The 13,975-nt window shown below is 67.8% G+C and carries 14 protein-coding genes; 1 reads left to right on the forward strand and 13 read right to left on the reverse strand.

Translation table 11 applies throughout. The features are described from left to right. Nucleotides 1-120: 120 nt before the first annotated feature. Genes P8R42_12195 through P8R42_12215 form a run of 5 tightly spaced genes read right to left on the reverse strand, consistent with a single transcriptional unit; the run spans nt 121 to nt 4,309 of the window. Nucleotides 121-1,653, reverse strand: coding sequence for an FAD-dependent oxidoreductase (locus P8R42_12195; protein MDG2305383.1), 1,533 nt, complete (start codon nt 1,651-1,653; stop codon nt 121-123). Then, a complete protein-coding gene (locus tag P8R42_12200; GenBank protein ID MDG2305384.1) occupies nt 1,650-2,426 on the reverse strand; it encodes a hypothetical protein in 777 nt (258 codons plus the stop codon). The genes P8R42_12195 and P8R42_12200 overlap by 4 nt, the downstream gene beginning before the upstream one ends. Next, entirely contained in the window at nt 2,401-3,327 is a 927-nt protein-coding gene (locus tag P8R42_12205) for a matrixin family metalloprotease (GenBank protein ID MDG2305385.1), read from the reverse strand. Before P8R42_12205 ends, P8R42_12200 begins: the two co-directional genes overlap by 26 nt. Further along, nucleotides 3,324-3,842 carry a hypothetical protein gene (locus P8R42_12210; GenBank protein ID MDG2305386.1) on the reverse strand — a complete coding sequence of 173 codons (519 nt, stop codon included), beginning with the start codon at nt 3,840-3,842 and terminating at the stop codon, nt 3,324-3,326. Before P8R42_12210 ends, P8R42_12205 begins: the two co-directional genes overlap by 4 nt. Further along, nucleotides 3,839-4,309 (reverse strand): hypothetical protein, encoded by a 471-nt coding sequence (locus P8R42_12215; GenBank protein MDG2305387.1) that lies wholly within the window; start codon nt 4,307-4,309, stop codon nt 3,839-3,841. The genes P8R42_12210 and P8R42_12215 overlap by 4 nt, the downstream gene beginning before the upstream one ends. Nucleotides 4,310-4,395: 86 nt before the next feature. Here P8R42_12215 and P8R42_12220 point away from each other — a divergent pair, with 86 nt between their 5' ends. Beyond that, nucleotides 4,396-4,749, forward strand: coding sequence for a peptidoglycan-binding domain-containing protein (locus tag P8R42_12220; protein ID MDG2305388.1), 354 nt, complete (start codon nt 4,396-4,398; stop codon nt 4,747-4,749). Between the two features lie 6 nt (nt 4,750-4,755). Here P8R42_12220 and P8R42_12225 read toward each other — a convergent pair whose 3' ends face one another. From P8R42_12225 to P8R42_12260, 8 genes are all read right to left on the reverse strand, one after another. Next, nucleotides 4,756-6,243, reverse strand: coding sequence for a sugar transferase (locus P8R42_12225; protein MDG2305389.1), 1,488 nt, complete (start codon nt 6,241-6,243; stop codon nt 4,756-4,758). Continuing rightward, complete coding sequence (locus tag P8R42_12230; protein MDG2305390.1) at nt 6,240-7,094, reverse strand: glycosyltransferase family 2 protein; 855 nt, start codon at nt 7,092-7,094, stop codon at nt 6,240-6,242. Before P8R42_12230 ends, P8R42_12225 begins: the two co-directional genes overlap by 4 nt. Beyond that, complete coding sequence (locus P8R42_12235; GenBank protein MDG2305391.1) at nt 7,091-8,020, reverse strand: glycosyltransferase family 2 protein; 930 nt, start codon at nt 8,018-8,020, stop codon at nt 7,091-7,093. The genes P8R42_12230 and P8R42_12235 overlap by 4 nt, the downstream gene beginning before the upstream one ends. Then, nucleotides 8,017-8,928: a glycosyltransferase family 2 protein gene (locus P8R42_12240; protein ID MDG2305392.1), complete on the reverse strand. Its 912-nt coding sequence runs from the start codon at nt 8,926-8,928 to the stop codon at nt 8,017-8,019. The genes P8R42_12235 and P8R42_12240 overlap by 4 nt, the downstream gene beginning before the upstream one ends. After that, nucleotides 8,925-10,013 (reverse strand): hypothetical protein, encoded by a 1,089-nt coding sequence (locus P8R42_12245; protein MDG2305393.1) that lies wholly within the window; start codon nt 10,011-10,013, stop codon nt 8,925-8,927. The genes P8R42_12240 and P8R42_12245 overlap by 4 nt, the downstream gene beginning before the upstream one ends. Next, nucleotides 10,010-11,104: a glycosyltransferase family 2 protein gene (locus tag P8R42_12250; GenBank protein MDG2305394.1), complete on the reverse strand. Its 1,095-nt coding sequence runs from the start codon at nt 11,102-11,104 to the stop codon at nt 10,010-10,012. The genes P8R42_12245 and P8R42_12250 overlap by 4 nt, the downstream gene beginning before the upstream one ends. Further along, nucleotides 11,101-12,948 (reverse strand): methyltransferase domain-containing protein, encoded by a 1,848-nt coding sequence (locus P8R42_12255; protein MDG2305395.1) that lies wholly within the window; start codon nt 12,946-12,948, stop codon nt 11,101-11,103. Before P8R42_12255 ends, P8R42_12250 begins: the two co-directional genes overlap by 4 nt. A 37-nt stretch (nt 12,949-12,985) precedes the next feature. Then, nucleotides 12,986-13,975: hypothetical protein (locus P8R42_12260; protein MDG2305396.1), on the reverse strand; the 990-nt coding region annotated here is incomplete at its 5' end.

The raw sequence follows: 13,975 nt of genomic DNA on the forward strand, positions 1-13,975 counted from the left end.
ATCGCTCGATTCCGTCAACACGCTGAGAAGTTTGCCTCACGATCCCGGATCGAAGACCCGCTCTTGCCGCCTGTAGAGCCCGCTCAGGCCAAAAGCAGAGCGCCTGCGGCAGCCGCAGCTTCAGCCGGCGTCGACCGGCTCGGGCTCTCCATCGGCCTCAGCATCGGGCTCGGTGATCGGCCCCGGCGCGGGGACGGCCGAGCCTTCGGCCAGGATACGCTCAGCGGCGGCGCGGCCCGCGATCGCAGCGGCCGTGACGCCACTCGCGGTCGCACCCGCGACGGCGACCTCCTGACTCGCCAGAAGAACACCGGCAAGTCCAGGCGCGACGAGCGGCAACGACGGCAGCTTCAGAGGGTCTGCCGCGGGCTGGTCACTCAGCCACCGATGCTCCCAGACGACCGCGTCGGTCGCCTCGGGCGCAAGCCCCCACAGGGCGTGGCGCAGAGCGTCCACCCGGGACTCGAGCGCCTGGACGTCCGACGCCAGCTCCGCGGCGACCGGCAGACTCGCCCGCACCAGAGATCGACCGGGAGGGGCGAGACGGGGAGCGGCCACCGTGGACCACACCAGCGTGCCCCCGGCCGCCGGCGCGTCTTGCGCGGCCACGCGGGACGGGGCGACCATTCGTACGACGACCGTTTCGTCCTCGGGCCGTAAGGCTGCGGGTCGGATCTCGCCCGCGAGCGCCCACGTGACCGCCAGCTCCCGACGGGTCACCGAGTCCAGCATAAGACGGTCGAGTGCCGCCCGCGGCTCGGCGGGCAGAAGCGATCGGAGCTCCCCCGGGGAAATTGCGAAGACGCAACGCTCGGCGGCCAGCTCTTCGATGAACGGCGTCTCCTCGCGGCGCGTGGCGAGTCGAGTGAACCGGCCGCCGTCATGCCCGAGACCGATCGCGCGCGTGCCCAGCCGGAGCTCGCCCCCCGATTCGATCACGATGTCAACGAGGGCCTGGACCACCCCGCGCGCTCCGGAAACCGGCGTGTCGCCGACGGTTACGTGCGTCGGTGCACCGTCTCTCAGCGCACGCGCGAGCCCCGCGAGAACCACGAGCGACGCGTCGGGCGCGCCACCGAGAAGAACCGCGCTGCGACCGACGGCCGTAACCAGGCTCGGCTCGAAGTCGCGCTCCGCGAGCCAAGTGGAGACGTCCATCCCCTTCCACTGCTCGATCTGCTCGGGCGTCGCGCCGCTCCACTCGTCGTAGACCTCGCCGAGCGCCGCGAAGAGCCGGGGAGGCGCCTCGTACAACCGACGGACCGCGTCGAGCGTGGACGGTGCCGGTACCGCACCGGGAATCGGCAGGACGCTCGGCGGCGTCGATGCGCCCTCGGGCCCGACCACCGAGATCCGGATCGACTCGGCGGGGGCCAGCGGAACCAAGCCGTGTTCCTCCACCCCGACGGATTCCAGAAGCTCCGTGAGGCCCGCTTCCCACACGACTGGACCCAGGTCGACCGCGAAACCCTGGTGATTGATGGTCTGCAGACGACCGCCCGGCCGCTTCGCGCGATCCACCACGACCACGCGACGCCCGGCCCGGGCGAGCGAGGCCGCGCAGACCAGTCCGCCGAGGCCGGCCCCCACGACGACGACGTCGCATTCCACGGCCGCCGGCCGACGCTTCAGCGTCTCGACGGGGAGCGTCACGAGCCCGCTCCGCAGACCCAGCGCAGGCGCTCTTCGCTCGCAGCCACTTCTGCCATTGCGATCCGCGCGCGTGCGGCTGCATCCGTGCACCGCGGTTCGCCCTCGCCCAAACAGGCGAGCAACTCTCGAAGTGGCGCTTGCGCGTCCTGCGATGCGATTTGCCAGGCGGCCCGCGCGCTCACGCACGCCGGATCCGGTGTCGGCGCCGGTATGGGGACAGCAGCAACCGGAGCCGCGACGGCCGCCGGCGGGGAAGAGGCGCTGGGCGCGGCAGCAACGACCGGGGCTGCCTGCGCGCTGGCAGTCCTCTCGGAGGCGGCCCCGGCTGCAGCCGGTGCAGCCGGTGCAGCATCGTCGTCGGTCGCCAACCGGATTCGTCCGGGATCCCCGATCAGCAACTCGAGATCGTTCCCGAGATCCGAGATATAGCCCACCGCCCGCACCTCCTGACCATCGTACTTGGCCGCCAACTCGGTCGCCCTGGGGCCGACGACCGGCGGCGCGATCACGATGACCAACCCGCCCGACGGGACCCCTTCGGGCTTGAGGACCGCTTGGCCGCGTTCCACCCTGGCCCCCGCGATCTTCGTCTGCACGACGACCAGCTGCCCGACGTGCTGCCCTGCGTCCACCGCCGCGATCTTCGGTGGCGACGGCACGAGCCCGAGCGGATCGAGCCGATCCGCGCCGGTCTGAGCGGCACAAGCCCCCAGGAGGGAGAAGAAGAAGAGCGCCGCCCGGGCGGCGCTACTCGTAATGGAAGGTCGTTTCATAATCAGTCGTCTCGGCCTGCCCGAATCCTTGCCGGAAGCCCGCAATGTTCGACGGGCGTACCGGCCCATCGAGCCTCTCGGCGTGAATCAGGTATACGTCCGGCGGCAAGCCGTCGATCCTATACGTCCCGTCGGGCCGGGTGTAGCCCGAAGCTACCACCCTACCCTGAATCTTGGTCGCCACGACGTGCGCGAGGAAGACGTTCATCCCCTCGAGCGAAATCGTCCCCACCAGAGCACCGCGACCGGCCGGAAAAGAGCCCTCCGGGTAGAGCATCCCAGCACCGATCGCGTCATCGGTCTCGAGCGTCCGTTGATGAACGTCACCGCGGTCCGTGAAGGGCGCCATCGTCGCGCGCACGAGGCCCGTATGATCGAGCCCGATTAGATGGCCGACCTCGTGCGTCAGCACGGACTCCGCGTCGTAGGCGCCCGCGAACGCATCGAAACGCGTACTGAAGTCGACCGCACGGTTGAGCACGATGTCCGCGTCGGTGATGCGGCCGTCGGCGTTGCTCGTGATGAACGTCGCGCCGAGGACGGCACTCCCGAGCGACGAGGCGTCGGCGAACGTGATGAGGTTGCGGTTGTCGGAGGCATCCCGATTGCGGCGATCCATCTCGCCCCGGAACGAAAACGCGATCGCGCTCTCGTCGACGGATTCCCAACGCGCAAACGCGCCGGCGACGACGTCTGCGAACTCCCGCTTCCCAGCGATTCGGCCGTCGACTTCGTTCGTCACGAACCAGGGAATCCGCGAATCGAAAAACCGTGACGGCTCCCAACGCCGCGCGATGCCCTGCCCTCCCTCGACCAGCAGGAACGCGTAGGCGGCGGCGGCGGTCGGCAGGGCCACCACGGCCGCAACGGCGAACGCAAGTGGAAAACGGACCGACTTCACCGGGGCCGCTCCGCCAGGCGTCGAACCCGGGTCATCACATCGGTGACGGGACGAAGCCCGCCGCTCTCGAAGCCCGCGCCCATGTAGGGCGCGACGCGAACGACGCTCGCGCCGGGCGACGCCGTGACGACGGGAAGATAGCCGAGCGCCATCCCCACGACCCGCAGATGTCCCCCGGGCGCCCGCTCGAGGAAGAGCAACGCCTCGTCTCCTATCTCCGAGAGCGGTGCGCCGGGAACGACGACGGCGGTACCGTCGAGCTCGCCGCCGAACTGACGGACCTCGATCACCTTGGGGGCCTCGCCCTTCGCGACTTCGACGACGTCAAAGCGAGCCACCGACTCGATTCCGCCGTCCTCCGTGCGCGTCGCCGTGCGATCGAGGCAACGCCCCCGCACGACCACCTCCGACGCGGCGGTCATCTGGTCGAGGGACATCGGCGCAAGAGTCAGCGCCCACGCCACCACCGGCATCGACAGCAGGAGAACGGACACTAGACACGCTCGTTTCATCATGTGATCTCCAACCCACCTGTGAAGATGGTGTAGCGCCCGAAGCGAACCACGAGGATTGAGTACAGCCCCCGCTCCGCGTGCTCGGGTACGGTCACGCGCAGAACGGCCGCCGGCTGCGGGTCCACGCCACCGCCCTGCGTCGCCGCAAACCGGATGAGTTCCACCGGCACGTCGATCCCGACGATCATGAAGTGCGCTCCCCAGAGGATGCCGGGGCCCATCACTCCGATGTCGATCGTCTCGCCACGCGAAACGGTCGTACCGGTCGTCCGCAGGATGATCCGGCCCTCCGCATCGGCTGTGCCGACCGCCAGAACGTTGAAGTCCTCTTCCCCCTGGCGCGGCACTGCGATGTCCGCGATCGCTACTTCATCGGCACGCACGACGACCGGCGTACAGCCGCTGCCGACCAGGGCGACCAAACCCATCAACCCCACGGCGGCAACGCCGTTCGCAGTTCCCCGCACCCTGCCGTTATATCGCGGGGCGGCGTGGAGGGAAGCGTCGTGCGGACAAGTTGACGGCCCACAGAGGCGCCGGTAGGACCGCATCCATGCGTTCTCACGGACCAGCCTCACGACTGGCCGCGATCGCCCTGGCAACGGTGACGTTTGCCTGCAGCGGAGATCTCACCCAAGAAGAGGCGCGGCTCGCCGCCGAGAAGGCCCAAACCGGCCTCCAGCCGCTCGACGCCGGCGCGCTGTCCCAAGAGGTGTCGGAAGGCACGGTGAAGAGGGCCCAGGAACAGCTCACGGCGCTGAAGGAGTACATGGGACCGATCAACGGGAAGCTCGACCAGGTGACCCTCAACGCGCTCGAAGCCTTTCAGCGGGCACAGGACATCGTGGCCGACGGCCGGTTCAACCAAAAGACCCTCGACGCGCTGAACGCGGCAACGAAGAGCTAGACTCGGCTAGATTCCCTGGCGGGTGAGGAGAGCCTTCACGGTTTCCACCATGATCCGGATGTCGAGCAGCAATGAGTAGTTGTGGATGTAGGCCAGGTCGTACTTCAGCTTGTACACCGCCGACGTGTCGTACTCCCCGCGCACCTGCGCGAGCCCCGAGAGACCCGGCTTCACCAACCAGCGTTCGGCGTAGCCGGGGATCTCGCGCACGAGCCCTTCGACGAACTCGGGCCGCTCGGGCCGCGGGCCGATCAGACTCATCGTTCCGTTCAACACGTTCAAGAGCTGCGGGATCTCATCGATCCGCGTGGCGCGAAGGAAACGCCCGGCCGCCGTCACGCGCGCGTCGCCGTGATACGCGAGAACCGGGCCGGTCTCTTCCTCGGCGCCGTCGCGCATCGTCCGCAGCTTGTACATCATGAACTCGCTGCCGGCCTGCCCCACACGCCGCTGCCGATAGAAGATCGGCCCGGGTGACGTCAGACGAATCGCGAGCGCCGCGACAGCACAAACCGGCGCCGCGAACAGGATCAGCGCCGTGGCGAGGACGTAGTCGAGCCCGGTCTTGATCGTGAAGGCGAGTTCCTCGCGAGGATCGCGTGCGACCTCGATCAGCGGAACGTCGTCGATCGAGAGAGACGCGAGGCGACCGATCAGCAGCTCGTGAACCGACGGCACGACCGCGACCCTCGGCGGCAAGGCCACGTCGGTCGCGCGCAATACACGATCGAGAAGACCCTCTCGGCCGGATTCCGACGGAACGAGGATCACCTGATCCACGCGCCCTTCGTCGGTGATCTGACCGAGGTCACGCGTTCCGCCGAGCCACGTCAGATCAGAGTTCGGAACGGGCTCGCCCGCACCGCCGAACCCTTCCACGCGAATCGCGCCGACGACTTCGATCGCGTGGCCCATCGAACTCGCTTCGTGAAGCACGACGCCCAACTCGGCAACCTCTTTCGGTTGGCCCACGAGCGCCACGCGCAGAATCCGACGGCCCTCTCGCAGGACGCGCCGAATGCCGAACCGCGACGCGACGACGAACCCAAAGTTCACCAGCGTGAAGATCACCAGAACCGAGCGGGGAAAGCTCACGTCGTCACCGCGAAAGAAGTACCACCCCGCGATCACAAGAAGCTGCGTCACCAGCGCAAGCAATGGTGCAACGAGAAGACTGAGCTCGCGGCGCAGCAAGCTCATGTCGTACAAGCCGAAGAAGTACAGGAGAGGGAACTGCGTGACGAGCGCCACGCCGAGTGCCGAGTGGGGCCCATCGACCAGCTGCGGCGGAAGGAGATGCGCGGTCAGCGGCAACGGCACCCAGATCCGAACGAGGAAGGCGCTGGAGTAGGCGAGCAGCACCGCCATCGCATCGGCGAAGAGCAACAGGAGCAGCGCACGTTGCTCGATCGAGTGCCGCCACCCCGAACGGACCGCGGAGTCGCCTGGCGTCCCGGCATTTGCCAGGGCGCTTCCTGTGGTCGTTCGACTCATCCCACCGATCGCAGCGAACCCTCGTTCCCGCCGCGGCGCCCGGCCGCCTCGGCGATGCGCCGATACAGCCCGGCTCGCGACCAGAAGTACCCGTGGGTTCGGTAATAGTGAAGCAGACCGGCCAAATGCCGCCAGGCCAGGGCATCGAGGCGATGCCGGGTCACCCGCTGGCACTCGTGACGCACGACCCTGTCTCCCAGATACGACACCCGGTAGCCCTGGAGTTGGAGACGAAGGCAGAGGTCGACGTCCTCGGGCCCGTAGAAGATCTGTTCGTCCAGCCAGCCCACCTCACGCAGCCCCGACATCCGGATCGCCTGACAGGCACCGACGACGTAATCGACATCGCGGACGCCGAGATGGTCCCAGTCCGAGAGTTCGATCTTTCGAAGCAGCTGCTCGCCGAACCGCCGGGGAAGCTGGCGGACGAGCTTGTCTCGCACCGTAGGGAAGAGCTGACAGCTCGGCTGGGTGGAACCGTCCGTGAGCACCAGGCGAGGCCCGCAGAGAGCCACCTCCGGCTCGTCGTCCAGGTAGTTCAGCAGCGCCCCGAGGGCGCCCGGTTCGACCACCGTATCGACGTCGAGCAGAATGCCGTATGGAGCGCGCACTCGTTTCAATCCCTGATTGCGCGCCGGGGCGACGCCCCGGTTGACGTCGTTACGAATGAGTTCTGCGTCGGGCGCGACCTCGAGAACCGCTTCCGGTGTCCCATCGGTCGACCCGTTGTCGACGACGATCAGCTGCAGCCGCCGGTCCGCGGCGCCCGGGAGCGACCGCAGGCACTTCTCGAGGTGCCGACGCGAGTTCCAGGTGAGGACGACAACCGCGTACTCGGGCGTCTCACTCACTTCACACCCGAAGGCGAACCCGGTGCGGCCGGCGACTTGCTCGAGGCCACGGGCGTCCAGGGCACGTTCCGTCCTCGCCTGGCGGCGAGCTCGGCCATGAAACGCGCCACGACACGCACACCGAGGTTCAGCGCGACCAGGGGCCACTCGCGCGGACCCAGTTCGGCGAGAAAGTGTTCCCACGGATAACGCGCGATCGGCGTGTGCGGCACGCCCCGACGCACGCGGTCCGCCCGGATCTGAATCTTCCCCGCTTCGGTACGAAGCCGCTCGCGGTAGTAGTCACGGAGCGTATTCGCCGGGCGATACCGAACCACCGCCGACCAGACCGACAACACCGTACCGGCGCCGCGGGCGCCGAGCTCCGCCGAGAGCCACGCGTCTTCCAGAAGGAGTCCATCCGGCATTCGCTCGAGAGCCTCGGTACGCAGCAGATAGAGCGGGCCGCGCACGACACCGAAGTCGAACCGGTGCGGCAATGCAGCCGCCTTCGCGACGAGGGACGCTCCTTCAAGCTTCGGCTCGAGACGGGCGGTCGCGACGGCGGCGTCCGGACGACCTTCCAGCGATTCGGCGAGACTCGCGAGCGCGTCGGGAGCCGGTTCGACATCCGCGTCGCAGAACGCGATCCAATCGGTCTCGCAGCCGCCGCGCAGACGGTTCCACGCGCCGGCCTTGCCTGCCTCGTCGAGCGTGAACACCGTGGTTCGTTCGGACCCGGCCGCGAAGGCGGCGGCCGCCTCGTGGGCCGGCCCCGCCGGCCCGTTCACGCAAACGAAGAAGAACACCTCGTGACCGCGTTCGCGCAGTGCCTCCGCCGCGACGGACAGCGCGTCGAGCGTACGCGCCAGGCCCGGCTCGTCGGAACGACACGGAACCGCAATCGTGACCGATGTCGCCCGCCCGCGATCGAGAAGCCCTCTCACGCCGCGCCTCGCGAAGAAGGCGGCCGGGTCGGAAACAGGGCGGGCGGTGCGCCGAAGGCGACGCGAGCGAGGGCCACATAGCGTTCCGCAAGGGGTGCGCTCTGTAGGCTGTACACGAGAGCGCGTGCCGCGAAGCTCAACCCCGCCGCCAGCCGAAGGCCCAAGCGCGCGAGCAGGCCGTGGTGGAGAGCGTAGAACTGGAGGCTCGACGAGAAAATCGCCGCCGCCCTGCGCTCCGCCAGGAGGACCCGGCCTGCTCTGTTTCCTTCGTGCACGATCGACACCTGGGGCAAATAGACGACGCGTCTCCCCGACTCATGCACGCGATGACACAAATCCATGTCTTCGGCATACAAGAAAAATCGTTCGTCGAAGCCTTCGAGCTCGAGCAGGTCGGTTCGCCGGCCCACCAGGAAGACGCCATGGCACCAGTCGATATCCACGGGCTCGATCCCGCCGGGTGCGGTCACGCGATCCTCGGCACGCGCCCGACGTAGCGAGCGAAACGAGAAGAAGGGCTCCACGGTCGGGGTGACGTCTCCCTCCGGGTCTCGAACCGCCACGCCGACGAGGCCGACATCGGGTGTCGATGCAAGCACGTCGATACAGGCGGAGACGGCCGCTTCGTCCGATCGCGCATCGGGATTCAGGAACAGAACGTACTCGCCGGAGGCCGCTTCCAACCCGCGATTCGCCGCCGTGGAGAACCCGAGGTTTGCCTCGTTCGAAATCCAACGTAGCCACGGCCGGTTCGCTCGAATCCGCGCTTCGCTGTCGTCGGTCGACGCATTGTCGACGACGAAGACTTCGCGATCGTCACCAGCGGCACTGTCGACGCAGTCGCCGAGGTAATCAGCGCCGTTCCAGTTCACGATGACGACGCTCAACCGCCGGCCGCGCGTCGTCACGTCCAGAACCGGACCCCTCGGTAGGCATGGCACGCATCACCGAGGATGAGCTTGTACGCCTGCGGGACTTCCTCGCGGAGTTTATCGAGGTCGTAGTCCGTCGTGAGAGTCGAGGTGAGCGCGGCCAGCTGTCCACGCAGCGCCGCGACGGCGCGCAACGCCCCTTCGCTCATTTCGAGCACGCCGTGCGCATGCGCGTAACCGAACAATTCGACGACGTGCCCGATGAAGGTAAACTTGGACGCCTCGCGGTTGAGACGGATCATCGGGTCCTTCCCGGGCATGGCGCGATCGATGAGAACCGGCTCGAGGCGCGCCCGGAAGAGCGTCGCTTCCACCAGCCGCTCGACTCGCGCCTTCAGGTCGTCCTTCCGGTACCCGTACCGCAGAGCCTCGACGAGGCCGTAGAGCAGATGAGTCCCGTTGCACGCGGTCGAGTGCAGCGGCCCCTTGTCGTAGAGCTTCGTGCCCTTCATGACCGCGAAGATGTCGGCATACGCAGCCTCGGTCTCAACGAGATGGCGACGCACGATGTCCTGGACGACCACCTTCTCTCCGCGAACGGTCTCGAACTGATCCTTGTCCGAGGGGAACTCGTTGCACAGAACGCTAACCGTCCAGGAGAGCTCGTCGTGAATCTCGGCCGGGACGAGCAAGGCCGTGCCACCGTCGACGAGGTCACGGCGCGTGAACCGTCCCTTGGGCGTCACGAACGCGTGATCGTAGGGCACCTCGGTCGCCTGCATGATCTGCAGCATGTGGAACGGGTGCCGCTCGATGTCGAGCGGGAAGTACGGGAACTGTCGCATGTCGACGTTCTCGACGGCGACGATCTCCGCGACGAGCTGGTCGAGCAGGTTCTTGCCGCCTCGCACGAAGTTCGAGCCGAGCGCGAGCACGACATGCATCTCCATCCACGGGTCGGTGCTCGATGCCGCGCGCTGCAGGATGAACTCACGCAGGAACTCCGCGGTTTCCTTGTCCTGGCTCCGACTCCCGGGCGCAGACTCGGCCGAGACGAAACGGGGAACTGCGAGGCCGGCGGTCGCGGCCATTCCAAGGCGGAGAAGAGATCGACGGTTCAAGCGCACTCGGAATCCTCGTTCGAGCCCGACGCATCAGGCGGCGGACCGAAGAGATCGGCCGCGCCGAAGAGCGCGGCGACCTCGCGTTGGCGACGAGCGTACCGCTCTCCCCCGATGGGAGGGCGAAACGGGTCGACGAAGAGCGGAGCAATCTCGGCATCCTGCCGGCAGCGGCGGGATCGAAGCTCCGCCGCCCGGCGCTCGACCGCGGGCAGAGCAACCGCGGCGCGCAGCAAGCCCTCACGACAAGCGCGGCGACGCACCGGATCCGCGGCGAGCTTCTCTCGCTCCGCGATGAGGGCGAGCCCGCACCGGAAGACCCGACCCGCGCGATCTTCCTCATAGTTCTTCACGACGGAGAGCAACGCGTTTCGCTCGAGAAGCGCAAGCCTGCGCCCCGCCGGCAGTAGTCCTTCGCTCGCGTGCTCTCGGTGCCGCACCCGCGCCGCGGGAGCCTGGACGCAACGTTCCCCGAGGGTCCAGAGCCTCCAGCCGAGATCGACGTCCTCGAAGTAGGCGAAATAGTCCTCGTCGAAGCCGCCGGCCGACAGGAAAACGGCACGATCGACCAACATCGCCGCCCCCGACGTGAACAACGTGTCGACTGGCTCTCGTTCGGCTTCATGGCCGACCGAGCACGCGCCGTTCCTCGCGGGGGCGCCGTGCCCGAGAAAGTTCATCGTGCCGCCGTCGAATTCGATCCGGTCGCCCTCTGCGGTCAGCACACGCGCGCCGACGCAGACGGCTCCCGTCTGCTCGGCAGCCGCGGCGAGAGCCGACAGCGACTCCGGTTCCACCCGGACGTCGTTGTTCAAAAAGAAGACGCGCGGCGCGTGCGCGGCTTCGGCAAGACGGTTGCAGGGCGCGGCGAACCCTTCGTTTCGCGCCGCGGCAAGCACCCGCACGTTCGGATGCCGGGCCGCCAACCACTCCGCCGTGCCGTCGGTGGAGCCGTTGTCGTAAACCAGAACCTCGAGCCGATCGGGCGGATACGCGAGCCCGGCGAGAGCCTGCAGGCACGACTCGAGGAGCGGCCGTCCGTTGCACGTCGGAATCGCAACCGAGATCTCCGGGTGGACGTCTGCCGTCACGTGTTCGCTCCCCCGCGGCCGCGCGTAGGGTCAGCCGCGAGGCCCGCAAGCGCGGCGCGCACCGCCTCCAGGTCGGGTGTCGGGTTCGACGTCAGGCTCGCGAGCACGACGTCGTGAGCCTGCGCTTCCCGGTCGATCACGAGAAGGTGCCGGTACGCGGGAGACGCAACCGAACGAATCCCCACCGCCCGGTTGAAGACGGCATTGGCGCGCTCGAAGCCCTGGTCCTGCTTTGGATGCGACAACCAGGCGTTGACGGTCTGCATGAGAATCCACGACGGGAGATGCCCCGAAGGTAGGACTGTGACCGAAGCGCCGCGTTCTTCGAAGAAGGTTCGAGTCTCCTCGAGTCCCGGGTGACCATGGGCCAGGTGCTCCGCGAGGAACCCGTGGTCGTAGCCATAGTCTTGTCGGATCAGCTCGAAGAGATAACGATCGGCCTCTTCCACGCCCGGAGTCGCCCAAGGGCAGCCGAGCAGCAAGAAGCGCCCGGTGACGCGCCAGATCTCTTCCAGCCACGATGCGCGCGCCGTCGGCGGCACGTGCTCCAGGACATCTTGGCTCAGAACCGTGGCGAACGAGCCGTCGGGAAACGGCAAGGGCCCATCGACGGCGATGGCCCGGTGATCGGGAACATCCGCGGCGCGAGCATCGATCACGGTGACGTCGTGGTGCGGCAGAAAATCGCCCGTCCACGCCAGATGACCGCCGTCGGCACCCATCGTCCCACCCACGTCGAGCAACGCACCGCTCTGGGCGCCCACACGGCGAAGCACCTCGCCTGTGAGCGCATACCGCTCGTAGAGATCGAACGGTAGGGTCAGGCAGAGCGCTTCACGGCTCGATGCTTGGGCAACGCAACGGAGTCGAAGCAAACGGGCCCAACCCTCTTTCACTCCGATTCGAAGACGATGACCGCCAACCGGCAGCAAGAAGGTGGTCGCCAGCTCGGACGACTCCGTCATCGCACCATCCATCACCCGTCCATCCAAGGTCACGTGGAGCGACGACGGTTCACGCGTCGTCAGCGACAACGCAACCGAGAGGGGCACGTTCCCGGCATTCAGTAGATAGAAGCTGGCGCCCTCTTCGACGACGCGACCGCCGTCGGATTCGACCGTCCCGAGACCAGCGCGAGGCGCCACCCGGAGAGCCGGGTCTCCTTCGAGCTGAAGCACGGGATCACGCTCGAAGGAGTCGAAGGAGAGATCCGGCGCTTCGCCCCCACGACGGGCCACGAGCTCACAGTTGAACTCCGCCTGGAAGAACCGCAACGCGACACCGAAGCCCGCGCGCTCGACCTCCCGGACCCACCAGGAAGGCACATGCTCAGACACGTGCGTCGGTTCGTCTCGATCGAAGAGGATCGGATCCGGCGTGGCCCCGAGGAGCAGCCCTCCGGGTCGCAAAATCCGGGACACCTCCCGCAAGAGCAACTCGGGAACCGGAACGTGCTCCAGGAGGTCGAAGGCACTCACAACGTCGAAGCTCCGGTCGGCAAAGGGAAGCGACTCGGCGTGCCCCTGCAGAACCCGACCGGCGGCCGCACCCGCGTGCGCACGAGCCTGCGTCAGCGCGTAGTGACTCGCGTCGAGACCGAAGGCCTGGAAGCCGGCGTCACGCGCTTCCTGGACCAAGAAGCCGTAGGCACAACCGAGGTCGAGCCAACGCGCACCCTCCCCCGCCTCCTGGCGAAGCCAGGGTATCCAGTGCTGCCAGGTCGCGTGTACGCGGGCGTACCCCTCGTGCGCGAAACCACTGTTCGCGCCGTGGAAATACCCCTCGCCGTAGAGCTCCTGCAGGAGCGGCGACCCCAGCGGCTCGGTGTGGGGGGGGCGAGACATCCCTCGACAACGACTCTACCCACGCCCGGTGGAGCCTTCAAACGCCCGCGCGTCTCTCCGGGCGGATCCAGAGGAGGCCGGCCAAGAGTCCTAGAGAGAGGAGACTCAGCGCGAGGCCGAGCCCCACCGAGCCAGGGGAGTAGTAGATCTCGACCTCGTGAGCCCCCTCGGGAACGGCGAGCGCCTGGAGGGCCCCGTTCGCGGGCAGGAGGGACGCCGGAGAGCCGTCGATGGTGGCCCGCCACCCCGGATCGAACAGGCGGGAAATCAGCAGCAGGTTGCTCGTCTCGGAAGCCGTCCGAATCCGAAGGGATCCCGGGTCCGACGCGGTGATCTCCAGGGACGCCGGCCCGCCCCGAGGCAGGTCACGAGCGGGGAGCGCCGCACGAGGCACACACGCGACAGCCTGCCCCGGGTGCTCGGCGACGCACCCGAAGGCCGCGTCGCGATCGGCCACGCTCACGACCCGCTCAGCGAACACCGCCTCACCGAGCGCACCCTGGTTCTCGTAGAGATGCGCGACGTCGTCCTTCCACCGCAGTTCGAGATGCTCGAGCGCCTCGACCCGGTAGGCCAGCTCCTTGCCTTCACGCGTCGCCTCCTCCTCCGCGCTCGGCGCGGGGCCGATGCCTCCGACAAACACCAGGGCCGGCGCTTCGCTGTCGATCTCCAGAACGATCGTCCCGGGCGCGCCCGCCGTGGCGCCTCCCTCCATCCAGAGGTCATGCCAGGCCTTGTCCGCGGCCAAGTGCACGAGCGGCGCCTCTGCGCCGTCCGCACCGAGCCGCACACGCAGACGGACCGGCTCCGGCGACGCGATCCCCGCCACGAAGTGAGCCGGAAGATGCGGGAACACGAAATCGAACCGGCACGGCGTCTCGCACGTCCAGTGGAATCGCCGATCCCGGCCGCCGTCGTGCAAGCCACCTCCGAGCTGCCTCGTCTCGATCGACTGTCGATCGAGGGCGCCGAAGAGTCGGACCAATCGGCGCGACGTGGTGCTCTCGCGCACAGCCTCGGGCAACTC

This window comes from Candidatus Binatia bacterium (assembly GCA_029243485.1).
Taxonomy (GTDB): domain Bacteria; phylum Desulfobacterota; class Binatia; order UBA12015; family UBA12015; genus VGTG01.